Raw genomic sequence first — 26,099 nt, 5'->3', positions numbered from 1 at the left:
AATATTATGAAATAGCATCGATTTCCAATGTTTTGAGATTTGATAATAGGGGGTAAATTTTCCATGACAAAGCACCCGGTAGTCGTTCGGTTAAAAACGGGTCTTCATGCCAGACCGGCCGCGCTGTTCGTTCAAGAAGCGAATAAATACTCATCTGAAATTTTCGTGGAAAAGGATGATAAAAAAGTGAACGCAAAAAGTATCATGGGAATTATGAGCCTTGCCATAAGTTCTGGTACTGAAGTTCACATTAGCGCTGAAGGCGCAGACGCTGAGCAAGCAGTTACCTCTTTAGTGAATTTGGTCAGCAAAGAGGAATTGGAGAACCAATAAAATTCTATACGGACGTATAAAGGGAGCCTTGGAAACAAGGCTTTTTTTATGCGTTTTTTTAATTTTCGAAAAGTGCAACAATTACCAATTATAGACCGTTAGAAAGTTAAGGCAAGCTAATAGCACTGCCAAATTAAAGGAGGTCGAAGGAAATGAAGGTATGGGCCAAACGTTTGGGGTCGGTCATGATCGCGGGTGCATTGCTTACAGGAGGTTCTGTATGGACCGGAGCTTTGGGAGTAGGGGAAGTACATGCGGCGGAAGCGGTACAGCAGAACCGGATTACAGTGCTCGGTAAGGGTGAAATTTCAGTGAAGCCAGATATCGTATATCTGTCTATCGGCGTGGAGTCTTTCGCAGAAACAGCAAAGTCGGCACAGAAAAATAACGCTCAGAAAATGGCTAAGATTACCGAATTACTGAAAAACACCTGGAAAATCGATGACAAGGATATCAAAACTGAACAATTCTATGTTCAGCCAAATTACTCTTATAGCGAAAAAGAGGGACGTAAAGTGCAAAATTACAGTGCCAACCATTCGCTTGAGGTTACTCTTCGTGATCTGAGCAAGGTTGGTGAACTTCTTGATGCAGCAGCGGAGGCCGGAGCGAATAACATTGGCAACGCGCGTTTTACGGTTGAGAACCGTGATGCATTTGAGACGCAAGTGATTGAGAAAGCGATGGCGAATGCGGACCTCAAGGCACAAGCCATTGCCAAGGCTTCCAAGCGGCAGCTTGGTGTTGTTGTGAGTGTTGTTCAGGATGAGGCTGCGAACCGTGATGTATTCAGCTATGGCAACATGGAAATGAAAATGGATAGTGCTTCCATGGCTGATGCAGGTACATCTGTGAAGCCGGGCGAAATTAAACTCATTACGCAGCTGTATGTTCAGTATGAAATGAAGTAATTTATGCCTGTGAGAAATGTATGAAAGTCCAAAAATCGTCCAAACCGCAGTTTTTGCGGAATTGGGCGATTTTATTTTTTACACTTTTAACCCTGCATGGTCACAAATGACAAAATCTAGATGGGACAAGGCCTCTCCCTGTCGAATTACTCAAGAAAAGTGTTGTGTATGGGGTCAAAACAAGGTATAGTGAATATGCAAAAAACTGAACATAACCTGTCGATAAGCCATACCAATGGATATGGCTTTTTTTTCTTAATTTATAGGAAAGACTATTACCATTAACCGTAAGGGGATGATGATGCATATGATTGAACTTGTCCAGGTAGAAAAACAATTTCAAGGACAAGCGGTCGTGCATCCGCTGTCGCTCTCCATTAAGGAAGGGGAATTCCTGACTTTGCTGGGCCCCAGCGGCTGCGGCAAGACGACAATCCTCCGTATGATTGCAGGATTCGAACAGCCGACGGAAGGGGAAGTGTGGCTCGCCGGGCAGAACGTGACCGATACGCCGGCGAACAAGCGAGATTTGAATCTCGTGTTTCAACATTATGCCTTATTCCCGCACATGACCGTAGAAGACAATATAGCTTTTGGTTTGAAAATGAAAAAAATGCCGCGTGCACAGATTAAGGAACGCGTAGCGGAAGCCGTGACAATGACGCAGCTTACCCCGCTAGTGGACCGTTATCCGCACCAGCTTTCCGGTGGACAGCAGCAACGTGTTGCCATTGCCAGAGCAATTGCAAACAAGCCGAAGGTGCTGTTGCTGGATGAGCCGCTTGGTGCGCTAGATTTGCAGCTTCGTAAAAACTTGCAGTCTGAACTGAAACATCTGCAGCGTTCACTCGGGATTACGTTTGTTTATGTAACGCATGATCAAGAAGAAGCGATGATGCTATCTGACCGGATCGTGATTATGAACAACGGGAAGGTCGAGCAGATCGGAACGCCGCGTGAAATCTACGCCAGACCGCAGACTCTATTCGCTGCAACCTTTGTTGGAGAGAACAACATCTTCTCTTCGCCCGAAGGGCTTTTTGCCGTGCGTCCTGAAAAAATCATTCCGCAGCGCGAACCGGGCGCCAAGAAGACGGGTATCATCGAGGATGTACAGTACCTCGGCAATGTGCATAAGCTGATGGTACAGCTCGATAACGAGCCGATGAGGGTTACGATTGCCCTCGATTTCACGGATGATGAGCCTTGGGAAGTCGGTGAAGCCATCGGACTGAACTGGGATGAGAGGGATGAGGTGGGCATCGGGTCATGAGAAAATCTAAATTCCTCGTGACTCCCGTCCTGCTCTGGCTCTCTTTGTTTCTTATTATTCCGATGCTTATCGTAGTAGGGATCTCGTTTCTGCAGCGTGACGCGCTAGGGAACCTCGTCTTTTCATTCAGCCTGGAAGGCTATAAGACGTTTTTTGATCCGTTATACCTCGGAATTTACTGGGACACGATTGTTTTGTCGGTACTGACCACACTGATTTGTCTGATCGTCAGCTATCCGCTGGCCTATTATATAGCCAACGCATCCCCGCGTATCCAGACGTGGGGCCTAATCCTTATAACGGTGCCTTTCTGGATCAATTTCCTGATCCGTACGTACGCCTGGGTGCTGCTGCTTCGGACACAGGGCGTTGTTAATACGTTCCTTATGGATCTGGGATGGATTGATGAACCTATACAGATGCTGTATACCAAAGGTGCTGTATTGCTCGGGATGGTTTATAACTTCATTCCGTTCATGGTGCTGCCGATTTATGTGGCGCTGGAGCAGATGGATAAACGTCTTCTTGATGCGGCGAGTGACTTGGGTGCCTCCCGCTGGAAAGCGTTCCGCCATATTACATTGCCTCAGAGCAAATCCGGTATTATGACGGGTTCGATTCTAGTTTATGTATCGACGACGGGTATGTTTGTCGTTACGGATATTTTGGGCGGCGCAAAGTCAGCCATGATCAGCAACATTATACAGGCACAATTTCTCGGGGCCCGAAACTGGCCTTTTGGGGCTGCGTTATCGGTTATTTTCGTGATTACCTCGCTGGTGCTGATTATGCTATTTAACCGGGCGATGCAAGCTCGCCACCAACGTGTGAAGGAGGGGAGAGCATGAAGAAACGAAATCATCCTCTGCTTGGATTTCACTCGTTCCTAATGATGGCGTTCATCTATTTGCCAATCATTATGATCATCATCTTTTCCTTTAACGATACGCGGCTCAGTGGTAACTGGGAAGGCTTTACGTTTGATTGGTATGTTTCTCTGTTCAACAACAGGCATGTCATGGAAGCTCTGATGAACAGCTTGACAGTTGCCGTCATATCAACGATCGTATCTACCGTTCTTGGTACGCTCGCGGCTCTGTCGCTCCGCAATCTGGGGAAAAAAGGACGCAGCAGCATGAACGGACTGCTGTACTTGCCGGTAATCATACCGGATATCATTATGGGTCTCTCGCTGCTCGTGCTGTTCAGTCAGTTGGGCATTGATTCAGGTAAGACCACCATCATTATTGCGCATATCACATTCAGTCTGTCTTATGTATATGTCGTAGTGACGGCTCGTCTGGCCAATATGGGCAAGCAGCTGGAGGAAGCGGCACTAGATCTGGGAGCCACCCGTTGGCAGACGTTTCGTCATGTTACCCTGCCGCAGATTTCTCCGGGGATTATCGCCGGGGCCTTGATTGCGTTCACGTTATCGCTCGATGATTTTATGGTTAGCTTCTTTGTGGCTGGACCGAGCTCGACTACGCTACCGATATATATTTACGCTCAGGTGAAGCGGGGTATTTCCCCGGAAATCAACGCGCTCTGTACACTGCTGATTCTGGTGAGTGTGACCTTGATCCTGCTTGCGCAATATGTCCTTAACCGCGGCAAGGGTCAGAAGAAACACAAGACACTACCGATCTAAGCGGAAGTACCGCTTTTCGGATAAATTCAATATAATGTATGGCGGAAAGAGAGGAGATAGTGAATTGAAAAAATCGAGATGGACCCGTCTGCTGCTGGCAGGCATGCTCGCTGTGGTGTCGATAACATCCTTGGCGGCTTGTGGCTCTGAAAAGGAAACCTTGCACATTTACAGCTGGGCTGACAACTTTGACCCAGAGGTGCTGAAGGATTTTGAGAAGGAATTTGACGTCAAGGTGACGTACGACAATTACGCGAACAATGAGGACCTGCTGGCGAAGATCAAAGCAGGCGGTGGCGGATATGACTTGATCCAGCCTTCGGATTATATGGTAAAGACCATGATCAACATGGATCTGCTGGAGCCGCTTGATAAGAATAATATCCCGAACATGGAGAACATTGCGGATACATTTAAGGATCCGGAGTTTGACCCGGACAATAAATATTCCATCGTATATATGACCGGTGTGACGGGAATCGCATATAACAAAAAGTATGTCAAAGAGGAAATTAAGAGCTGGAATGATCTGTGGAACCCGGCTTATAAAGGAAAGGTGCTGCTGCTTGATGACAACCGTGAAATGATCGGTATGGCTCTCAAGAAGCAGGGCAAATCCAACAGCACTACGGATGAATCTGAGATTAGTGCAGCCGTAGATGATCTGAAGACATTGCTGCCGAACGTGCTCGCTTTTGACACGGACAACATTAAGCAAAAAATGATTCAAGAGGAAGGCTGGATTGCAACCGTATGGTCCGGCGATGCATCCTTTATCGCGAAAGAGAACCCTGATGTGGGCTATGTTGTACCTGAAGAGGGTGGAACGATCTTCTCCGATAACTACGCTATTCCAAAAGGCGCTAAAAACAAGGAACTGGCTGAGAAGTTTATGAACTATATGCTGGATCCGAAAGTTAGTGCGAAAAACTACGAATTCATCGGTTACAGTAATCCGAACGCTAAAGCGATGGAATTCCACAGTGAAGAATACCGCAGTGACAAAATGATCAATCTGACAGAAGATGAGCTTAAACGAACCGAATGGCTCAGTGATGTTGGAGAGTCTCTGCAAATTTATGACCGTTTCTGGACGGAACTGAAGAGCGGAAGATAAGTTAATATTCTCTGCAAGATCCTTTGTAGAATTAGAAAATCCTTGCCCACACTAGCACACTAGGGCAAGGATTTTTTTCGTGAAAGTAAATTGCAAATCTCAGAACGACAATAAATAACAAAATCCTTACATTTCTTTTCATTTTCATCGAAGATGCTTCGTTCCTATTTTTATTAGGAGAAACATAAACATTGGATGTTTAATATTTGGTGCAAATGAGGCATAGGTATATTATTTCATTACAAATTGTTTGGATTTTACTAATTGTTGGCATCAAAATTGTCACCGTGATTGTTACCTCTCTCGCTGTCGTGTTTCCTATAATGAAAACGGGTAATACAGTAAATACTTAAATTTGGAAGGTGGAGAATAATAAATGGGAAACAAAATGAAGTACGGTGCAGCAGTCATTGCGGCGGGGGTGTTGCTCACTGGCCTGGGTTGGAATGGACAAGTGGTGGATGCTAGCTCTTCTAAAGCTAAAGTGACCGTAGCAGCTCAAAAATCTACCAAATCGGAAGTTGCACTGAAATGGAACGGCAAGGCATTAACCCAGAAGGGGATGCTGGATCATGGCACCGTTTATGTACCGGCAACAGCAATACGGGATGCACTCGGTATTCCGTTAAAATATGATGCGAAAAACAGAACTTATACCATTGGCAATGGCTACAACAAACTGAGTGCAGCTGTCTACGCTAATAATGAAATCTACCTTACCGTGAACGGATACGTATATGATGTAGGAGAGCCGGGAGGCCAGATTGTGAATGGCCGCCTGTATATCCCGTATAAAGTACTGAATGAGTACATGGGTGTTCAGGGACAATGGAATTCATCTCTTAAATCACTCAGCATGACCCCAAAGAAGCAAAATTCGATTACGATCAAGTCGGCGACGTTGAAGAAGAAGGTTCTAAATGTGGAGGCTGTTGTGCATTATCCAGTAGTGAGTGGGCTTGAAAATGAACAGGCTCAAGCGGAAATCAACAAGGTGCTGAAAAAGAACGCGGAGGATGTGATTGCTGGAGCTGAAGAAACCATCGGCCTGGAACCTCCATCCGGAACGAAGTTTCCGTATTCGTATGAGTTTCAAGGAGGTTTTGTAGTTCACTACAACGCACAAGGGTTGCTGAGCATTACAACTGATGAATACTCATACACCGGCGGTGCGCACGGCATGACTTTCCGCAACAGCTTTACGTTCTCATTAAAGGATGGTAAGCAGCTGAAGCTCGGTGATGTCATCAACATGCAGGGCAAAAACAAGCAGAAGCTGAACAATCTTGTGCTGAACAAGATGAAGAAGGACGGAGGCTACCTCGGTGGATTTAAAAGCGTGCCTGCTGATGCTGATTTCTACCTGAAGGATAACGCAGCAGTTCTGTACTTCCAATTGTACGACTACACGGCATATGCTTATGGCTTCCCTCAATTTGAGCTTAACTTGAAGGAATGGAAGTAAGGTTTCCGCTGTGTCTAAAAGGTTTCCATAGAAAAAGGGCTGACATCCACATTTGCGGATATCAGCCCTTTTATTTAATGAATTATTAAATGCCTTGTGAAGGTGTCTTTTCAAGCACTTGGTCAACGAGACCGTATTCTTTAGCCTCACTAGCCGTCATGAAATAGTCACGATCGGTATCCTTCTCAATACGCTCCAGCGGTTGGCCGGTACGCTCTGCAAGGATGTGGTTCAGTTTATCGCGCATTTTCAGAATGCGGCGAGCACGGATTTCAATATCCGTCGCTTGTCCCTGTGCTCCGCCCAGAGGCTGATGAATCATAATTTCGCTGTTTGGCAGCGCGAATCGCTTGCCTTTAGCGCCAGCATTCAGTAGGAAAGCCCCCATGGAAGCAGCCATACCGACGCAGATGGTGGACACGTCAGGTTTGATAAACTGCATTGTATCAAAAATAGCCATACCAGCAGTAATGGATCCGCCAGGGCTATTGATGTAAAGATGAATGTCCTTCTCAGGATCCTCTGCTGCCAAAAACAGCATTTGTGCAATGATGGCATTGGCAACCACGTCGTTTACGTCGGAGCCGAGGAAGATAATGCGGTCTTTCAGCAATCTGGAATAGATGTCGTACGCCCGCTCACCGCGGTTGCTTTGTTCAACGACCATAGGTATGAAACTCATATAGAAAACCTCCCCTTAAATGCATTCCTCATTAAAATACTGTTACCGTATTACCCAAATAATAAACAATTTCAACCATAAAGTCAAAGATAGTCAAACTATTGGTTAAAAAAAAGAGCCGTCATAGGCACTTATGGGTAAACAGTATATAGAGTTCTGAAAATAAATGGCGCGCCCGCGAGGAATCGAACCTCGATCTCAGGCTCCGGAGGCCTACGTCATATCCATTGGACCACGGGCGCAAAATAGCAACGAAGATGATTATACCGCATCTTTTTCTAAAAGACAAGAAGCAGGCAAAAACTTTCCGAATGAGCCTTATATGGAGAGTATACTTTCATTATTCCGGATATGAAGCCGTTCACATTTTCCCGGCAAAAAGGATTGAATAATGGCAGATTTTCATCACATGAATGGACGGGTATACCACCAATGCATAAGAATGCTTGGGGCTGAGAAATATACATTCGGAACACTTGCAACCATCATAAATATTGAGTAGAATAAAGGTGGGACTCAAAACGTTTGACTGGGACATTTTGCGACCATAGAGAAGGAGATCCAAGACGAAGTTGCAGGAGTGGAAAGCATGCGTAATTTATTAGAAATACAAGAGCAGCTTCTGCCCGATCTCATGGACACTCTCAAACGAAGGTATACGATCCTTCATCAGATCAAGTTATCCGGAATTGTTGGGCGCAGGACACTTGCAGCATCGCTGGCAATGACCGAACGTGTGCTGAGGGCCGAAACGGACCTCTTGAAAGCACAGGGGTTGATCGAGATTGAGACGCTTGGGATGAGGGTCAGCAGTGCCGGAACGAACTTGCTGGAGCAGCTCGAGCCGGTGATGAAGGACCTGTTCGGATTAGCCGACCTAGAAGAAAAAATCCGCGAGGCTTATGGGCTACGCAAAGTGGTTATTGTCCCGGGTGACAGTGAGTCTTCAACCGATGTGAAACGTGAACTTGGCAGAGCTGGAGCAAGAGCGCTTCTTTGCTTTGTTGACAACGGAGACATTATCGCGGTAACGGGTGGATCAACGCTCGCCGAAGTGGCAGAGCAGATGACGCCGTCGTCGGCCGGCCCTTTGAAAGATTCGTGGTTCGTACCTGCAAGAGGTGGTTTGGGTGAGAGCATGGAGATTCAAGCGAATACCATCGCATCCAAGATGGCCAAGAAGGTGGGAGCTGAATATCGGCTACTGCATGTGCCTGATCTGCTGAGTGACGATGCTTATCAGTCTTTGGTTCAGGATCATCATATCCAGGACATTGTGGATGTTATACGCAGATCATGCGTGATTGTTCACGGTATCGGAGATGCTATGGAGATGGCTCACCGCCGGAAGCTTGATGAGAAGTCAATTCAGGACTTGAAAGCGGAAGGGGCAATTGCTGAATCCTTCGGTTACTATTTCAGTGAAGAAGGTACGGTCGTTCACAAAATGCTAACCCTTGGGCTGCGGCTTGAGGATATTATGCGGACGGAGACGATCATCGGTATTGCAGGTGGACGCAGTAAGGCCAGAGCTATTCACGCCGTATTGAAATTCGGGCATGAAGATATTCTTGTTATCGATGAGGCTGCAGCGCACGAAATCGAGAAGCGGCTGAATCAAACGGCGGAGCTGTAGTAAAAACTCTAAAGTAAAGCATCTATACTAACTTTGTTGTCTTGATGGACCTCACGGTCTGTCTTGAATAAATAAAAAACTTTCACTATATGGAGGGAAATACTCATGGTTAAAGTAGGTATTAACGGTTTTGGACGTATTGGACGTAACGTGTTCCGCGCAGCGCTGGACAACAAGGATGTTGAAATTGTTGCAATTAACGATTTGACAGATGTAAGCACGCTGGCACACCTTTTGAAATATGACACTACTCACGGCAGATTGAATGCAACAGTAGAAGCTAAAGAAGGCGCACTGGTAGTTAACGGTCGCGAAGTAAAAGTATTTGCAGAGCGTAACCCAGAAAACTTGCCTTGGGGTCAACACGGCGTTGAAATCGTTGTTGAATCCACAGGTATCTTCACAGCTAAAGACAAAGCTTCCGCTCACTTGAAAGGCGGCGCTAAGAAAGTTATCATCTCCGCTCCTGCTACTGACGAAGATATCACAATCGTTATGGGCGTTAACGAAGACAAATACGATCCAGCTAATCATACAGTAATCTCCAACGCTTCTTGCACAACGAACTGCTTGGCTCCATTTGCAAAAGTTCTGGACGAAAACTTTGGTATCGTAAAAGGTATGATGACAACTGTTCACTCTTACACGAATGACCAGCAAGTACTTGACCTGCCGCACAAAGACCTTCGTCGTGCTCGTGCAGCAGCTGAGAACATCATTCCATCCACAACTGGTGCAGCTAAAGCCGTTAGCTTGGTTCTGCCACAGCTGAAAGGCAAGTTGAATGGTATGGCTATGCGTGTACCTACGAAGAACGTTTCCGTAACTGACCTTGTTATCGAAACTTCTAAGAACGTAACTAGAGAATCCGTAAACGAAGCTTTGAAAGCTGCTGCTAACGGTCCTCTGAAAGGTATCATGAACTACTCCGAAGAGCCGCTTGTATCCAGCGACTACAATACAGATCCAGCTTCTTCCACTATCGACTCCCTGTCCACTATGGTAGTAGGCGATAACATGGTGAAAGTCGTTTCTTGGTATGACAATGAGTGGGGCTATTCCAACCGTGTTGTTGACCTCGCAATCTACGTTGCAAGCAAAGGTCTGTAATATCTGATCTAAACCATCAATCGAAGAGGGGTTCCCTATGGCGCTCCTCTTTGGTTTTGTGATTTATATATTTTCATGTTTTCATGCCAGAGTACTGGGAAGAATAGATAAAACCGGACTCTAAACATAGAGAGAGAACGAGAGCAATCTGCTGTCGGCGAGGAGAATAGTTTCTTAGGAGGAACGTGGAGATGAACAAGAAAAGTGTACGTGATGTGGAAGTAAGCGGCAAACGGGTGTTTGTCCGCGTCGATTTCAATGTACCCCTCGAGGATGGAAAGATTACCGATGATACTCGGATTCGTGAAACCCTGCCGACCATTAAATATTTGATGGAAAAAGGCGCTAAAGTTATTTTGGCTAGCCATATGGGACGTCCGAAAGGTCAAGTCGTAGATTCCATGCGTTTGACATCTGCTAGCGAACGTTTGTCCGAGCTTCTTGGCAAACCGGTAGCGAAAGCAGATGAAGCGGTTGGGGATGCAGTAAAAGCACAAATTGCTAACATGAAGGACGGCGACGTTCTTGTGCTTGAAAACGTTCGTTTCTATCCTGGTGAAGAGAAGAATGATCCGGAGCTTGCGAAGCAGTTCGCTGAGCTTGCAGATCTGTTCGTGAACGACGCTTTCGGTGCAGCACACCGTGCACATGCATCGACTGAAGGAATCGCGCATATTCTTCCGGCTGTATCCGGCTTGCTGATGGAAAAAGAACTGTCCGTATTGGGCAAAGCCCTTTCCAATCCAGATCGTCCGTTTACCGCTATTATTGGCGGCTCGAAGGTTAAAGACAAAATCGATGTGATCAACAACCTGCTTACGCTGGCTGACAACGTCATTATCGGCGGTGGACTTGCTTACACGTTCTTCAAAGCTCAAGGTCATGAAATCGGTCAATCATTGTGTGATGATTCCAAGCTGGAAACTGCACTAGGTTTTATCGAGAAAGCAAAAGAATTGGGCAAGAACTTCTACCTCCCGGAAGACATTGTTGTTTCGGATGACTTCAGTGCCGATGCCAACACGAACATTGTTGATATCGACGGCATTCCTGCAGATTGGGAAGGCGTAGACATTGGACCGAAGACGCGTGCGAAGTATGCAGAAGTAATCAAGAACTCTAAGCTGGTCGTATGGAACGGGCCTATGGGCGTATTCGAAATTGAACCGTTCTCTAACGGTACTCGTGAAGTAGCTCAAGCTTGTGCAGACACAGAAGCTTACACGATTATCGGCGGTGGTGATTCCGCAGCAGCTGCAGAGAAGTTCCACTTGGCTGACAAGATGAACCACATCTCTACAGGCGGCGGCGCATCTCTTGAGTTTATGGAAGGTAAAGAGCTTCCTGGTGTTGTGGCACTGAACGATAAGTAGTATCTTTTAAAAAGCTTATATTTCTCGTAGAAACGCCGTCGCCCTTTGAAAAGGACGCGGATTAGTTTCTACTTTATAAAAGCAAGTCGCAAAGAAGCGGGTCCCCTAGAATCTGGGGGAGTAAGAGTAAAGGAGTGAATCGTGTGAGAACACCTATCATAGCCGGCAACTGGAAAATGTTCAAAACTGTTCCGGAAGCTAAAGCATTCTTTGAAGAGGTAAAAGGCAAAGCGGAAGTCGAGGGCGTGGAAAGTGTGATCTGCGCGCCGTTTACGAACCTCCCTGCGCTTGTTGAAGCCGCTAAAGGCACGAACATCAAGATTGGCGCACAAAATCTTCATTTTGAGGAAAATGGCGCATTTACCGGCGAAATTAGCGGTGTCATGCTGCAGGATCTGGGCGTAGACTATGTCATTATCGGACATTCGGAGCGCCGTCAATATTTTGGCGAAACGGATGAGATTGTGAACAAAAAAGTCCATGCGGCTTTCCGTCACCGTCTTCTTCCGATCGTATGTGTCGGTGAGAAGCTCGAAGAGCGTGAAGCTGGCCAGACGAAAGACGTATGCAAAGTACAGACGGAAGCAGCTTTTGCAGGAATTCCTGCGGATCAAGCTGTGCATGTTGTCATTGCTTACGAACCGATCTGGGCGATTGGAACAGGTAAATCCTCCACAGCACAGGATGCTAACGAAGTAATCTCTTACATCCGTGACCTTGTGAAAGGAATGTATGGTGAAGATGTATCCAATCAGGTACGTATTCAATACGGCGGAAGTGTGAAGCCTGAGAATGTAACTGAGTATATGGGTCAAAGCGACATTGACGGCGCGCTCGTTGGAGGAGCCAGCTTGCAGCCGGCCTCTTTCATCCAGCTCGTTGAGGGGGCGAAGTAAGATGTCAGCACCAAAACCTGTAGCTCTGATCATCATGGACGGATTCGGGCTGCGTAACACCACTGAAGGCAATGCGGTCTCCCAAGCTAACAAACCGAACTATGATCGTTATTTGAAGCAATACCCGAATACGACGCTGACGGCATGTGGTGAGGCGGTAGGACTTCCAGCAGGACAAATGGGTAACTCCGAAGTGGGTCACCTGAACATCGGAGCTGGACGGATTGTTTATCAAGACTTGACCCGGATTACGAAGTCGATTCGCGAAGGTGAATTTTTCGAGAATGAAACCCTCGTAGAAGCAATTCGTTCCGCTAAGAAAAACAACAAGAAACTGCATCTGTACGGCCTCGTATCCGATGGCGGCGTTCATAGCCATATTGAGCATATGTTCGCTATGCTGGACCTTGCTAAGAAGGAAGATATGCACGAAGTGTACATCCATGGTTTCATGGATGGTCGTGACGTGGCTCCGGACAGCGGTAAACAATTTATTAAAGACTTGATCGCTAAGATCGAGGAAGTCGGCGTTGGTAAAATCGCCACCGTATCGGGACGCTATTATGCGATGGACCGTGACAAACGTTGGGACCGCGTAGAGAAAGCCTACCGTGCGATGGTGTACGGCGAAGGCCCGAAATACACTGATCCACTGAAAGCAATCAATGAATCTTATGAGAAATCGGTCTATGATGAATTCGTAGAGCCAACTGTCATCGTAGATGATCAGGGCAATCCGGTGAGCCTGGTGGAAAGCGGAGATTCTGTAATCTTCTTGAACTACCGCCCAGACCGTGCGATCCAGCTGTCCCAGGTATTTACGAACAAGGATTTCCGTGGATTTGACCGTGGACCTAAGTTTCCGCAAGATTTGCATTTTGTCTGCTTGACCTTGTTTAGCGAAACGGTAGAGGGCTTTGTTGCGTACAAGCCGAAGAACCTCGACAATACGCTGGGTGAAGTGCTGGTGCAGAACAACAAGAAGCAGCTACGTATTGCAGAGACGGAGAAATACCCACACGTCACGTTTTTCTTCAGCGGCGGCCGTGATGTTGAGCTTCCGGGCGAGACACGCGTGCTGATTAATTCGCCGAAGGTGGCCACGTATGACCTACAGCCGGAGATGAGCGCTTATGAAGTGGCGGATGCTTGTGTGAAGGAGATCGAAGCGGATAAACACGATGCGATTATCCTGAACTTTGCCAATCCCGACATGGTAGGCCATTCCGGCATGTTGGAACCAACAATCAAAGCAGTTGAAGTTACAGACGAATGTGTCGGCAAAGTGGTGGATGCTGTCCTTGCTAAAGGCGGCGTTGTCCTCATTACAGCTGACCATGGCAACGCAGATATGGTATTCGATGAGAACGGACGGCCATTTACAGCTCATACAACGAACCCGGTTCCGTTTATCGTCACAGACGAGAACGTAACCCTGCGAGAAGGCGGTATTCTTGCTGATATCGCACCGACTATTTTGGATCTGATGCAGCTTGAGAAGCCGGAAGAAATGACCGGAACATCTATGATTGCAGCCCGCAAATAGATTAATCGAATCACGCTGAAATAAATCACATTTAAAGGAGACTATATCTATGACTATTATTTCCGACGTATACGCACGCGAAGTCCTTGACTCCCGTGGTAACCCGACTGTAGAAGTTGAAGTATATCTGGAATCCGGTGCAATCGGACGCGCTATCGTTCCATCCGGTGCTTCCACTGGTATTCACGAAGCGGTTGAGCTTCGCGACGACGACAAATCCCGTTACCTGGGCAAAGGCGTTCTGAAAGCTGTTGAGAACGTAAATGAAATTATCGCTCCAGAAGTAATTGGTATGGACGCTTTGGATCAACTCGGCATCGACAAGCTGATGATCACTTTGGACGGAACTCCGAACAAAGGCAAGCTGGGCGCTAACGCGATTCTGGCTGTATCCATGGCTGTTGCTCGTGCAGCTGCAGAAGCTCTGGACCTCCCGCTGTATGTTTACCTCGGTGGATTCAATGCGAAACAGCTTCCAGTACCTATGATGAACATCGTTAACGGTGGCGCACACGCTGACAACAACGTTGACGTTCAAGAGTTCATGGTACTGCCTGTTGGCGCACCAAGCTTCAAAGAAGCGCTTCGTATGGGTGCTGAAATCTTCCACAACCTGAAATCCGTACTTAAAGGCAAAGGCCTGAACACTGCAGTTGGTGACGAAGGCGGTTTTGCTCCTAACTTCACATCCAACGAAGATGCATTGTCTTCCATCATCGAAGCTATCGAGAAAGCCGGCTACAAGCCAGGCGAAGACGTATTCCTCGGTATGGACGTTGCTTCCACTGAGTTCTTCAAAGATGGTAAGTATGTTCTGGAAGGCGAAGGCAAGTCCTACACGCCTGCTGAATTCGTTGACTTGCTCGCTTCTTGGGTTGATAAATACCCAATCATCACCATCGAAGACGGATGTTCCGAGGACGATTGGGAAGGTTGGAAATTGCTCACTGAAAAATTGGGCAACAAAATTCAACTCGTTGGTGACGACTTGTTCGTTACGAACACAGAGCGTCTGGAAAGAGGTATCAACGAAAATATTGGTAACTCCATCCTGATCAAAGTTAACCAAATCGGTACGCTGACTGAAACATTTGATGCGATCGAAATGGCAAAACGCGCTGGTTACACAGCAGTTATCTCCCACCGTTCCGGTGAGTCCGAAGATAGCACTATTGCTGACATCGCGGTTGCTACAAACGCGGGTCAGATCAAAACAGGTGCTCCTTCCCGTACTGACCGTGTTGCAAAATACAACCAATTGCTTCGCATCGAAGATCAATTGGGTGAATTGGCTCAATACAACGGCTTGAAGTCGTTCTACAACTTGAAGAAGTAATAATATGTGAAAAGACCAGCTCCTGTTTTATGGAGCTGGTCTTTTTTGCGTTATCATGAGGGAACTTGGATTGGCTGCACACTTGGCTTATGGAGCTGGGGGGCGGTACATGTATAGTCTCCGGTCGCTGTTAAAATTATATTTACATATATAGGATAATTTAATAATATTATGATAATTCATGACCGGTAAATACATTAAAATCCATGAGTATATTAGTGCCCATTGCAGAGGAACTGTGTTGTGATCTACGCAATAGGTTTTAAAAACAGACTGGAGGGAGAAGTGGGACAATTGAAAAAAATTCGCGTGATTGGCACAAGTTTGATTTTATTAGCTTTTATTATCTCAATCATCTATGTAGTGGTGAGCTATACTTCGTCCAAAGGACTTCCGCCGCCAGAGCGGATCACATTGGAGAACGTGATGGATTCACAGCAAGTTACGATTGACTTCACTGAGAGACCTACCGTTTTTATATTTTTCACTTCATGGTGCCCCTCTTGTATTGAAGATGCCCCCAAAATCATGAGTATGCACGAAAAATACAAGGATCAGGTTAACATTTACGGAATCAATGTAACGAACCGGGATGAGAAAAGAGAGGTAAAGAAATATGTATATAAGTATGCAATTAAATATCCAGTTTTGTTGGATAAAGAGGGAGATTTATACGCGCAATACGGCGGAAAAGGATTGCCGTCGTTATATTTTTTAGATGGGCAAGGGAAGATCATTAAGGAAATTATTGGATCATCAGATATAGATATTATTGAACAATCATTCGTTAATCTTATTGAAGTATATGACTAAAAAGAGAGGACTAGAAAACCAAAGTGATCACGATAAATATGCTGAGCCACCACAGACCGTAGCTGTTACGCACGAATAAAAGGATCATTAGCATTGCAATCTCTCAGATTACCAGCGTCCCTTCTCCTTGCTTCCGCCATGGGAGCGCAAAGAAAGCCCAGCTCGATGCGGTAGCATGAGCTGGGCTTTGTGTGGGCGGGGTAGTATGTAGGACCTTCACTTGCAATTTTCGGCTCACTGTTAACCAACCAGAAAAATTGATGTTAATATATGGTACAATGGACTGGCACAACACACCTTGAGTGGAACGGCTCCCTCCGGAAAGGAGGTGAGTCCTATGAACTTCTCCTTTTCCGATGTTATCATGTTCGCCGCGTTTATCGTTGCGCTACTGACATACATGGATAGAAAAAAGAAGTAACCCACCAAGGTTGGCGCCAGAAATGGGTTACTTCTCCGTATTAACTCATGATCTGGAGGGGATTCCCACTCAAGATGTTTGTGCTAAGGAGCAGTTCGCCGCTGCTCCTTACTTATTATTATCATACCACATGTTGGAACATACCTCAAAGTTCAATCTATCCCTACAATAAGCGGCACAACTTGTCCGGCATGGACATCAATCAGGCCCAGGTCGGTCAGCTTCAGCGCCGGGCTAACCGGCAAGGAATGCGTGCACAACGACATAATCGGATTATAGTGCTCGTAGCCGAGAGATTCCATCGCCTCGCGAAGCTGCTGTACAGCTTGACCGAACTCCTCGAATGGTTCCTCTGACAAGATGCCTCCAACAGGCAGCGGGATGTGAGCGAGTACTTTGCCATCTTTTACGACACAGAAGCCGCCCTGATCCGCAATTACCGTATTGGATGCAAGCGCCATATCCTCTGGCGAGTGTCCAACGACTAGCAGATTATGATTGTCATGAGAATAGGTCGTTGCAATCGCTCCGTGCTTGATCGTGTTCCCTGTAATAAGCCCGTAAGCACGATTGCCGTTTTTGCCATATCGTTCAAAGGTAGCAATTAAGCCATACGGACTGTCCTGCCAGTTTAGAACGCCGTTCTCTACACGTACCTGCTCATGTAGTTCATTCGTGTTTGTCGTTCCGTCTATGACTTCCATGACACGGCAGGTATGTTCGCCATCTTCTGCCTCTACGGCAACGCGGAAGTCATCCGTGGTAAGCGTAGCAAGCTGCACACTCTTGTAGAAATGCAGCGGAAATTGACGCTCACCGCGCTCCTGTTCATAAGCCGCCCCGGCTTCATAGGCTAGGCGACCATGCTTAAATACCGCTTCAATCTGAAATTGTTCGATATCGCTTAGCAGAACGAAGTCCGCGACCTTATTCGGTGCAATCGCACCACGGTCATAGAGACGCATCCGTCTCGCTGGTGTATAGGTTGCCGCATAGATCGCACGCTCCGGTGCCATGCCCATCGAAATCGCCTTTTTAACAAGATGATTCAAATGCCCGTTCTGCACAAATGTGTCCGCCATTACGTCGTCTGTTATGAAGCAGAATAACTCCGCAACGTCTTCATGAATGAGCACATTCATAATATCCGGTGTCATCGACTTCTCTTGAATTTCGAGGAACATGCCGTTTGCCAGTCGATCGCACATACTGTCCACGGCCTGCTCCGTATGGTCTGAATCGACACCTGCAAACATGAAGCGCGCCAGTTCCAGATCGACCAGCTTCTTCGGTGTGTGTCCTTCAATAACGAGCTGTGGATAATTTGTTCGAATATGATTCAAAATGCGATTCGTTTTGCATTCCGGATCACGCAGCACATCAACCGAGTTCATAATTTCGCCCAAGCAGATAACCCGTTCGTCCTGCAGCAGCTCATCAATATGGACAAGATCGATTTCACCGCCTGTCGTCTCAAGCGGCGTTGCCGGAACAGAGCTCGGAATGGCATATAAGATGTCTGCAGTGCAGCCTTCGCTGGCGTGAATCATTTCCTTGACGCCTTCCACGCCGAATACATTGGCCATCTCATGAGGCTCGGATACAATGGTCGTTACCCCATTCTTGATCAATCCGTGTGAGAACGTTTTTGGCGTTACCATCGTGCTTTCGATATGAAGATGAATATCGACAAGCCCCGGAATCATATATTTACCAGCTCCATCGATGACTTCAGCCGCCTCGAAAGTTTCCGTTCCACGGGCGCCGATGTAGAGGAATCGCCCGTCTTTAATCGCTGCATTGCCTGTGATGAATCGTTTTAAATATACGTTATATACGTTGACGTTTGTTACCAACAAATCTATCTTCATGGCACTTCACTCCTCGTTGTCCTTCGTTGGTCTCCTAAAAGGTTGTTCAAAAATCCGCGCTGGAACGTATTCCTACTTCGAGCTTCTCACCAGGACAACCTTTTCTTTCGGCAATACCAGCTTCACGGCAGTGCCGCGCTCAAATGGCATCTCCATTTCCCGGTTCACCGTGAATTCGCCAAGTGCCGTGTCCACAACATATTGATAGCTCCGACCGAGGAACGTGCTGATTTTGACTTGTCCGGCAATGAGGTTCCGACCTGCTGCGACATCCTCTGCAGTTAAGCCGCCGATTCCTGCCGTACACTCGCTGTCTGTTGCTACCATAAGGTCGTCTGGACGAATCGCACCTTTCATAGAATCCGTCAGCGGATATCCAGAGCGGTGGATAACTTGCAATTGCGTACCTTGCGCGCCTTGGAGCGTAATAACGCCGCCGTCATCATGCATTTCGCCGATATCAATAAAGTTGTTGAAGCCAATAAACCGGGCAACAAACTCGGTTGCAGGGAACTTGTAGATGTTCGCTGGGGCGTCTAGTTGCTCGATTACGCCTTTATTCATAATGGCGACCTTGTCTGAAATCGAGAAACACTCCTCCTGGTCGTGGGATACATATACACTCGTAATACCAAGCTGCTTCTGAATGCGGCGAATTTCAACCCGCATATTAACTCGCAAGTTCGCATCCAAGTTACTGAGCGGTTCGTCGAACAGCAGCAGATCCGGCTGAATGACTAGCGAGCGGGCAATCGCGACACGCTGACGCTGACCGCCTGACAATTCACCAGGGAATCGCTTCTCGAATCCTTTCAGGTCAACAACTTCCAGCATCTCATGCACACGCTTGGCAATGGTTGATTTGTCCACCTTGCGCAGCTTCAATCCATAAGCGACATTATCGAACACATTCATGTGCGGGAAGAGCGCATAGCTCTGGAATACAAACCCGAAGTTGCGCTTGTTGACCGGAACCCGCGTGTAGTCCTTCCCTTGGAAAAGGAACTTGCCGTCCTTCGCTTCCAGAAATCCTGCGATCAGACGAAGTGTTGTTGTCTTGCCGCAGCCAGAAGGCCCGAGCAAAGAGATTAGTTCTCCTTCGTTCAAGCTCAAGTTAAAGTCTTTAAGAATCAGGTTCTTCTCATAAGCAACCGATATATTTTGAAGGGATAGCAATTCCATTATCGTTGGCCTCCGATGTATGCTAGTTATTTTTCGTAAAGTAGGAGAGTCCCATTAAGCGTTCAATCGAGAACATAAGCAATGCCGTTATCATCATAAGCAGAACGGAAATCGCTGCGATCGTCGGGTCGAAGTAGTTCTCAACATAAGTAAGCATTTGAATCGGCAGCGTACTTACTCCTGGACCGGTCATAAACACGGATATATCCACATTGTTGAACGATTCCAGGAACGCGAGCAGCACACCAGCAATGAGACCCGAGCGAATATTCGGTAGCACGACCGTGAAGAATGTCTTCAATCGACTAGCACCTAAGCTCATAGATGCCTCTTCCACCGAATAATCGAAGTTCGACAAACTCGATCCAATAACCCGAATAATGAACGGCAGCATGAGCACGATATGTCCGATGAGCAAGCTGGTATATACGGGTAATTGGAATCGAACGACTAAATATTTGAGCATCGTAAATCCAAGCACGACACCGGGAATTAGGATCGGTGAAATAAAGATCGAGTTGAGCAGTCCCTTGCCCTTGAATTGATAGCGACTTAACGCATAAGCAGCAGGGACGCCGAGCAGCAGCGCAATCAGATTACCGACAAGCGCTACGATAATCGTAACTTTGAACGTGGTTAAAAACATATCAACTTCGAAAATATTCTTGTACCACTTCAGCGATAAGCTTTCCGGAGGGAACTTCAGAACTGAGCCTTCCCCGAAAGATGTCGCCATAATGATAATAAGCGGCCCTAGCAAAAAGATATACGCCAATATCGTAAATACGGCAAGTCCGCGATGTTGTTGTTTCATAAGAAGTTAACCCCCGTTATCCCTTCGGATTCAATTTGCGAGCGAGTTGATTCATGAGCCCGATAATGATAAAGGTGACGACAATCATAACGGTCGCAATAATCGATGCCATATCCCAATCATTGAGCGTCATTGCATTCTGATATAGGAACGTTGCGACTACACGCTGCTTGCCACCCAGCAATTGTGGTGTTGTGTATGCCGTCAGGCTGCCTACGAATACGAGGATACTGCCGACGATGAGTCCCGGTACGCATAGCGGTACAATGATCGTCATAAATCCTTTCATCCGGGATGCACCGAGGCTGGATGAAGCGTTCAACAAGTCGCGATCAATGTTCTCCATAACGCCTACGAGCGAAATGATCATAAGCGGTAAGAACAGGTGAATCAGACCGATCATCATTGAAGTCGGGGTGTACAATATTTTCATTGGCTCATCAATAAGTCCTATACCGGTAAGCAGCTGATTTACGAGTCCATTCTTACCGAGAATGACCATCCAGCTAAAGGAACGCACGATGGCGCTCGTCATGAGCGGGAAAATAGCCAAGGCCAGTAAGATTCCTTTCGTGCGTGCCTTCTGCTTCGAAATATAATAGGCGACCGGAAATCCGATTAGAATACAGGCAATCGTGGTGATGGTACTGACCTGCAATGTTGTTCCTAATATTTTCAGCATGAACGGATCGCTGAGCAACTTGGTATAACCTTCGATTGTAAACTGGCCTTCACGGAAGAAGGTGGATCCAATCGTCATAAAGATGGGAATGACCATGAACACAGTCAAAAACAATAGTCCTGGCAGCAGTAGCCATACGAATGGTTTTTTCATCGGTTACGTCTCCTGTTTCTCATGGTGTCTAAGCTTGCAGTATGGAGATAAAGCGTTCCATGAACGTGTCTCCATCTACTTCTACACAAACATTTACATTCGGCTCTTGGCCGAGGCGATGTTGCACGTCACAGACGGTCTGCCCGTCGCACAGATCGCTTCTTGTCTCAACATCAACATAATACCGGCATGTCTTCATGATGCTATCGTCTATAGCCACGTAGGCCGCAAGCGGATCATGCATGGCGCACGCCTCAACTCCGTTGCGCATGCGGTAGCGCTCCATATACTGTGTGGTGCAGGTACGAACGAAGCTGCCAAGCGGCGTGTTATCGAGCTTCTGTAAATGCTCCGGCCGCAGCAGCGCCTGACGTGTCACATCCAGTCCGACTAGCGTTAGATCGAAGCCAGCGTGAAGTACAATCTTGGCTGCTTCCGGATCAACGTATATGTTATATTCCGCCACCGGTGTTACATTGCCATAAGTCTGCAAGGCGCCTCCCATTACGATGACACGCTTGACGAGCTGTGGCAGCTCGGGGCAAGCACGAAGCGCGATTGCCAGATTCGTAAGCGGTGCGGTCATAATGAGCGTCAGTTCACCAGGACGTTTCTTCGCTTGTTCGATGATGAATTGAGCTGCATGCTTCTGATCGGGTTCAAGCTCAGGCGGCAACATATCGGATAGCGCGCCGCCCAACCCGTCGTTGCCATGCACCGCATGCTCAAAGAACGTCGGGCGCATCAAGGGCTCGTTCGCACCCGGGACGATGGGAACCGTCCAGGTGGATCGACCTGTGTAAGAACTCGTGTCCGTGTCCTCAATTCCTCCAGCATCTGGTCCACAGCCTTTTCCTCCGTCCAATTGCTGCAGCATGTGCATCACTTTCCGGGTATTTAACGTCGCCTGCGCGAGCGAAACGTTGCCATTAACCGTCGTCACGCCGACAAGCTCCAGTTGTTTGCATTTCCATACGAGTGCGAGTGCCAATGCATCATCCACACCCGTATCTACATCCATAATAACGGGCTTTCGCTGTTCAGGAGCGGTATCTGTAAGCATCATGTTAAGCCTCCTGCCTGTTGGTGAGAATAAAAAGGGAGGGTGCGATAAACGACAGCCCTCCTCCTTTAGATAAAGTTCAAAAAAATCCTGTTCGAACTTTCATTATTTCTGGACTTTACTCGATTTCACGGTTCCAGCGGTCAATCCAACCGCTCATTTGTTTGTTTACCTGGTTTAAATCAAGGATCTTCAAGTTCTCAACGACATCTGCACCATAAGTAAGACCTTCAGCTTCTTCCGCGTTCAATTTCACTTCTTTGTTTGTTGGGGAGTCGATACGATCTTTAGCGTTCGCCTCTTGCACTTCTTGGCTCAAATGCCAGTTGATGAATTTTTCCGCCAATTCTTTGTTTTTCGAACCTTTGACGATGTTGACTGTATTCATAAGCGCATAAGCGCCTTCTTTAGGTGTAATATATTGTGCGGATGGCAGTGCTTCCTTCAAGCTGCCGAAGAACGTATCCTGGATCGGAGCAACTACGATTTCGCCTTGCGCAAACATGTTCACGAGATCCGCGGATTTGGAATAGTATTTGACAACACCCGGATTGATTTCTTTGATCGCTTTAAAAGCCGCTTCGGTATCTAAGTCCTGTCCGCCTCCGACTTTCGCTGCAAAATCCATCATCATCGGGCCTGTCGTAATTGTAATGTTCGGAAGCGCGGTTTTATTCTTGAATTCAGCCTTCCATAAGTCACTCCATGATTCTACCGGTGTTTTAACCTCATCACTGTTCACGGCCAGACCGAACTGGGCGACGGTATGAGCTGGTCCATAGTCCTCTCCGGTCGGAGCCTTCGCAATATCATACAGCTCCTCGATGTTCGGAATGTTCTTCCGATCGATCTTCTCGAGCAAGCCTTCCTCAGCCGCTTGCAGCGCATAGTAATCGGACAAGTAGAGGATGTCTACCTTCGAGCTGCCTTGGCGAATTTTGTTCAAGCGATCGGTGTTATTTCCGATCTCAGTGACGATTTTAACGTTATATTGTTTCTCGAACGGCTCGTACAAATTTTTCTTTAGTTGATCTTCCGCAAAGCCCCATGTCGAGATGACCAGTTCTGTCGGTGCTTCTTTGCCGCCTTCAGCTGCTTTGTCTCCGCCGGAGCACGCGGTTAGCAATGTTCCCATCGAGAGCGCGAGTGCAAGTGTTAACTTTAATTTTTTCATAAAAATAGTTCCCCCTGTTGTAAGTCTAAGTTGAAGCATTTTACAATCGAATCGTTCTTCTTAATTCTGAAGAAGCTCTACGCTTGTAATAACCTCCCTAAATTTACTTTGTCATGATAAAAAGAACTCAGGAAGATTTCCCGAGTTCTGGCATGGAAAAAGTAGGTATTCCCTTCTTGCGCTGTCCGTGTACGGGTGTAACAAGTTCTCATCCTGCATTGCATTCGGATGATGGACAGGCAAAGCGTGCAAAACAAATCCCTAATGGATTCATGAGGAAATTCTTCTTTTTCGTAGCCAGATCATTTACGGTGATCTGTAGAAACTCTCGGGCCAATTCCCGGGATTATACGAAAAATACGGTGTATTAGGTTATCTACACACACATTGTATAAGCATTACGCGTGATTGTCAACGTAAAATCCGAACATTAGGTTGTTTCTGTTTATTTATGTTCGTGTTTTATGGAAGAAAACTGCCCCTTATTTAAGGAGCGGTTGTTACCAGAATCAAAATAATGAATATTGATTATGTGAATAAGGACAGCGATAGAGTTTGTCTCTGAAGATAGGAATTAAGGACTGTTTTTCGAGTCGTGATTGTTTTTTTATGATACCTATTTCCTATATTTGACTGTATAATCGATAAGGATGTATTCAACGTAAAACATATAAAAAATAGTCGAAGTAAGGTGGTTCTAATCCATGAAATTATCATTCTACAGATTGCGAAAATTACTTCTTTTGCCCGCAGCCATGATTCTCCTTTCGATGTTGCTCATCACTAAAGCCGATGCAGCCGATGTTCAGCTGCTTACGGAACAAAGAACGAAACAGGACATACTGGATAAGTGGCAGCAATATAAACCAATGGACACGGGGTCGTCCTATATGGCGCCTGAACGAATATATTTGGAGCAGCCGAGTGTGAAAGCCCCCTACACAGAGGGGAAAGTTAAGCCAGAGTATATTGAAGACGGCATTAAAGCCGTAAATTTTGTAAGATATTTATCAGGTTTGCCCGATGACATCACAGCGGATGAATCGCTTGCAGGGCAGCAGCAGGCCGCCGCGCTCATCAATGGTCTGAATCAGAGGTTGAGTCACTCCCCATCCATGCCCTCAGGTATGGAATCCTCCTTGTTTACGCTAGGAAGTGGGGGAGCTAAGACTAGTAATTTATATTACGGAAGCAGAACCTTTTATGCCAATGTTCTTGGCTATATGTCGGACAGTGACAAGACGAATATCGACCGTGTGGGACACCGTAGATGGATTATGAATCCGCAGATGAAGAAGACCATGTTCGGTATGGTACACGCGGAAAACAACGTCCCTTATGCATCGATGTACGCTATGAATAAAGACCGTCCAGCTTCAGAAGTCCAGTATGATTATATTTCTTGGCCTTCTGCGGGTTATTTTCCGCAGGAAGTATTTGATGAAGCCGACGCTTGGTCGGTGTCCCTTAATCCCGAAAAGTATGATAGGAACAGAATAGAAAATATCAAAGTGAAGATGACTAGGGTCAGGGATAAGAAAGAATGGTCGTTTGATGGAAATGACAGAGATCCTTCGGGCAAATACTTTAACGTACAGACAAGCTATTACGGCATTCCGTTTGCGATTATTTTTAGACCCGATCAGATTGCTCAGTTCACTCAAGATGATGTTTTCAACATTCAGATTACAGGTTTGTATGGAGTTGGAGGCAATGAGGCTCAGGTCGAATTTAAAACGGTGTTTTTTAAAATGTTGCCTAGCTTATTGCCTCGTTACGATATCGAGATTCAAAAGGGTGAGACGCTTCAAATGGGGCTTTCTGAGGGGCTTCAGACGAATGGCAACACGTTCAAAAGCGGAGACAGCAATATCGTTACGATCGATATGAACGGACAAGTCAAAGCAGTCGCCAAGGGAACGACATGGATTTCTGTGAACGATTATTGGGATTTGAACAGCAAAGTACACATTACCGTGACGGGTGGGCAAGCGTTGGAAAAGGTAAGTAATTGGGCTCTTGCAGATTACAAAAAGGCTAAAGGCAACGGCATTATTAGCTGGTCGTTCGATCACTCTTATCAACAACCGATAACACGGGTTCAGTTTACTGAAATGTCAGTACATATGATTGAAACCATGCTTGGCCGCAATTTATATTTTGACGTTACTGAAGTAAAGTCTCCTTTTAAGGATGTGGACGAATGGACAGTGACATGGGCAAGCCAAAACGGTATTATTAATGGCACATCTGCACAATCCTTCTCGCCAAATTCGACGATTACAAGAGAACAGGCCGCTGCGCTTATACTCAATTTATATTTGAAAACGCATGAATTGAAAGGTGAACAAGCGTCAGTAGGCTCAGTAGGAAACTCATTATTTATGGATGACAGCAAAATCTCGTCATGGGCGAAGAGTCAGGTGTACCAAGCGATAGACTTGTCATTGATGAAAGGTACGGGGAAGAATCAATTTAATCCCAAAGGGGAACTTACATACGAGCAGACATATGTGTTATTGCAAAATTGCTTTGAGAAATTGATGAAATAATGAGAATTCATAAGAATGATAAACAAGTAGCCTTTTTTACACAAC

Annotated in this window: 22 protein-coding genes, 1 tRNA gene and 1 riboswitch; of the genes, 15 read left to right on the top strand and 8 right to left on the bottom strand. The window is 46.5% G+C overall.

All coding sequences use genetic code 11. From position 1 onward, the window contains the following. Positions 1 to 63: 63 nt before the first annotated feature. The 7 genes from AC2TF5_RS26855 to AC2TF5_RS26825 all read left to right on the top strand — a co-directional run bounded on the left by AC2TF5_RS26855 (position 64) and on the right by AC2TF5_RS26825 (position 6,750). A complete protein-coding gene (locus AC2TF5_RS26855) occupies positions 64 to 333 on the top strand; it encodes an HPr family phosphocarrier protein (protein WP_007133000.1) in 270 nt (89 codons plus the stop codon). Between the two features lie 152 nt (positions 334 to 485). Then, entirely contained in the window at positions 486 to 1,244 is a 759-nt protein-coding gene (locus AC2TF5_RS26850) for an SIMPL domain-containing protein (RefSeq protein ID WP_491300122.1), read from the top strand. Positions 1,245 to 1,545: 301 nt separating this feature from the next. After that, positions 1,546 to 2,517 carry an ABC transporter ATP-binding protein gene (locus AC2TF5_RS26845; protein ID WP_491300121.1) on the top strand — a complete coding sequence of 324 codons (972 nt, stop codon included), beginning with the start codon at positions 1,546 to 1,548 and terminating at the stop codon, positions 2,515 to 2,517. Then, on the top strand, positions 2,514 to 3,365 hold the full coding sequence (locus tag AC2TF5_RS26840) for an ABC transporter permease (RefSeq protein WP_491300120.1): 852 nt from the start codon (positions 2,514 to 2,516) through the stop codon (positions 3,363 to 3,365). Before AC2TF5_RS26845 ends, AC2TF5_RS26840 begins: the two co-directional genes overlap by 4 nt. Further along, positions 3,362 to 4,168 carry an ABC transporter permease gene (locus AC2TF5_RS26835; protein WP_491300119.1) on the top strand — a complete coding sequence of 269 codons (807 nt, stop codon included), beginning with the start codon at positions 3,362 to 3,364 and terminating at the stop codon, positions 4,166 to 4,168. Before AC2TF5_RS26840 ends, AC2TF5_RS26835 begins: the two co-directional genes overlap by 4 nt. Positions 4,169 to 4,232: 64 nt before the next feature. Beyond that, entirely contained in the window at positions 4,233 to 5,285 is a 1,053-nt protein-coding gene (locus AC2TF5_RS26830) for an ABC transporter substrate-binding protein (RefSeq protein WP_491300118.1), read from the top strand. Positions 5,286 to 5,661: 376 nt separating this feature from the next. After that, positions 5,662 to 6,750 carry a PdaC/SigV domain-containing protein gene (locus tag AC2TF5_RS26825; RefSeq protein ID WP_491300117.1) on the top strand — a complete coding sequence of 363 codons (1,089 nt, stop codon included), beginning with the start codon at positions 5,662 to 5,664 and terminating at the stop codon, positions 6,748 to 6,750. A gap of 85 nt (positions 6,751 to 6,835) precedes the next feature. On the opposite strand, the gene clpP is transcribed toward AC2TF5_RS26825, so the two are convergent. Together clpP and AC2TF5_RS26815 are read right to left on the bottom strand one after the other, a co-directional pair. Further along, complete coding sequence (gene clpP / locus AC2TF5_RS26820) at positions 6,836 to 7,432, bottom strand: ATP-dependent Clp endopeptidase proteolytic subunit ClpP (RefSeq protein WP_208916472.1); 597 nt, start codon at positions 7,430 to 7,432, stop codon at positions 6,836 to 6,838. A 167-nt stretch (positions 7,433 to 7,599) separates the two neighbouring features. After that, positions 7,600 to 7,674: transfer RNA gene (locus AC2TF5_RS26815), tRNA-Arg, on the bottom strand. Positions 7,675 to 8,021: 347 nt separating this feature from the next. Here AC2TF5_RS26815 and AC2TF5_RS26810 point away from each other — a divergent pair. From AC2TF5_RS26810 to AC2TF5_RS26780, 7 genes are all read left to right on the top strand, one after another. Beyond that, positions 8,022 to 9,068 carry a sugar-binding transcriptional regulator gene (locus AC2TF5_RS26810; protein ID WP_491300116.1) on the top strand — a complete coding sequence of 349 codons (1,047 nt, stop codon included), beginning with the start codon at positions 8,022 to 8,024 and terminating at the stop codon, positions 9,066 to 9,068. Positions 9,069 to 9,173: 105 nt separating this feature from the next. After that, on the top strand, positions 9,174 to 10,178 hold the full coding sequence (gap, locus tag AC2TF5_RS26805; protein ID WP_491300115.1) for a type I glyceraldehyde-3-phosphate dehydrogenase: 1,005 nt from the start codon (positions 9,174 to 9,176) through the stop codon (positions 10,176 to 10,178). Positions 10,179 to 10,369: 191 nt separating this feature from the next. Next, positions 10,370 to 11,551 (top strand): phosphoglycerate kinase, encoded by a 1,182-nt coding sequence (locus tag AC2TF5_RS26800; RefSeq protein ID WP_491300114.1) that lies wholly within the window; start codon positions 10,370 to 10,372, stop codon positions 11,549 to 11,551. A 143-nt stretch (positions 11,552 to 11,694) separates the two neighbouring features. After that, positions 11,695 to 12,447, top strand: coding sequence for a triose-phosphate isomerase (gene tpiA / locus AC2TF5_RS26795; protein ID WP_491300113.1), 753 nt, complete (start codon positions 11,695 to 11,697; stop codon positions 12,445 to 12,447). Position 12,448: 1 nt separating this feature from the next. After that, entirely contained in the window at positions 12,449 to 13,993 is a 1,545-nt protein-coding gene (gpmI, locus tag AC2TF5_RS26790; RefSeq protein WP_491300112.1) for a 2,3-bisphosphoglycerate-independent phosphoglycerate mutase, read from the top strand. A 49-nt stretch (positions 13,994 to 14,042) separates the two neighbouring features. Then, positions 14,043 to 15,329 carry a phosphopyruvate hydratase gene (gene eno, locus AC2TF5_RS26785; protein ID WP_491300111.1) on the top strand — a complete coding sequence of 429 codons (1,287 nt, stop codon included), beginning with the start codon at positions 14,043 to 14,045 and terminating at the stop codon, positions 15,327 to 15,329. A 285-nt stretch (positions 15,330 to 15,614) separates the two neighbouring features. Further along, positions 15,615 to 16,142 (top strand): TlpA family protein disulfide reductase, encoded by a 528-nt coding sequence (locus tag AC2TF5_RS26780; protein WP_491300110.1) that lies wholly within the window; start codon positions 15,615 to 15,617, stop codon positions 16,140 to 16,142. A gap of 573 nt (positions 16,143 to 16,715) precedes the next feature. Here AC2TF5_RS26780 and AC2TF5_RS26775 read toward each other — a convergent pair. From AC2TF5_RS26775 to AC2TF5_RS26750, 6 genes are all read right to left on the bottom strand, one after another. Next, the gene (locus AC2TF5_RS26775; RefSeq protein WP_491300109.1) at positions 16,716 to 18,434 is read right to left on the bottom strand and encodes an adenine deaminase; all 1,719 of its coding nucleotides are present in this window, start codon (positions 18,432 to 18,434) and stop codon (positions 16,716 to 16,718) included. A gap of 72 nt (positions 18,435 to 18,506) precedes the next feature. Next, positions 18,507 to 19,616, bottom strand: coding sequence for an ABC transporter ATP-binding protein (locus AC2TF5_RS26770; RefSeq protein WP_491300108.1), 1,110 nt, complete (start codon positions 19,614 to 19,616; stop codon positions 18,507 to 18,509). Between the two features lie 22 nt (positions 19,617 to 19,638). Further along, positions 19,639 to 20,430: an ABC transporter permease gene (locus AC2TF5_RS26765; RefSeq protein ID WP_491300107.1), complete on the bottom strand. Its 792-nt coding sequence runs from the start codon at positions 20,428 to 20,430 to the stop codon at positions 19,639 to 19,641. Positions 20,431 to 20,446: 16 nt separating this feature from the next. After that, on the bottom strand, positions 20,447 to 21,265 hold the full coding sequence (locus AC2TF5_RS26760; RefSeq protein WP_491300106.1) for an ABC transporter permease: 819 nt from the start codon (positions 21,263 to 21,265) through the stop codon (positions 20,447 to 20,449). Between the two features lie 28 nt (positions 21,266 to 21,293). Continuing rightward, positions 21,294 to 22,331 (bottom strand): nucleoside hydrolase, encoded by a 1,038-nt coding sequence (locus tag AC2TF5_RS26755; protein ID WP_491300105.1) that lies wholly within the window; start codon positions 22,329 to 22,331, stop codon positions 21,294 to 21,296. 115 nt (positions 22,332 to 22,446) lie between these two features. After that, on the bottom strand, positions 22,447 to 23,502 hold the full coding sequence (locus AC2TF5_RS26750; RefSeq protein WP_491300104.1) for an ABC transporter substrate-binding protein: 1,056 nt from the start codon (positions 23,500 to 23,502) through the stop codon (positions 22,447 to 22,449). A gap of 274 nt (positions 23,503 to 23,776) precedes the next feature. Then, positions 23,777 to 23,876: riboswitch (purine riboswitch) on the bottom strand. A 330-nt stretch (positions 23,877 to 24,206) separates the two neighbouring features. Between AC2TF5_RS26750 and AC2TF5_RS26745 the strand changes: the two genes are divergently transcribed. Next, a complete protein-coding gene (locus AC2TF5_RS26745) occupies positions 24,207 to 26,054 on the top strand; it encodes an S-layer homology domain-containing protein (RefSeq protein WP_491300103.1) in 1,848 nt (615 codons plus the stop codon). The last annotated feature ends 45 nt before the right edge of the window (positions 26,055 to 26,099 follow it).

Source organism: Paenibacillus sp. JNUCC 34 (assembly GCF_058269055.1).
The sequence above is the reverse complement of the archived record's forward strand: the minus strand, read 5'-3'. Positions and strand labels throughout refer to the sequence as shown.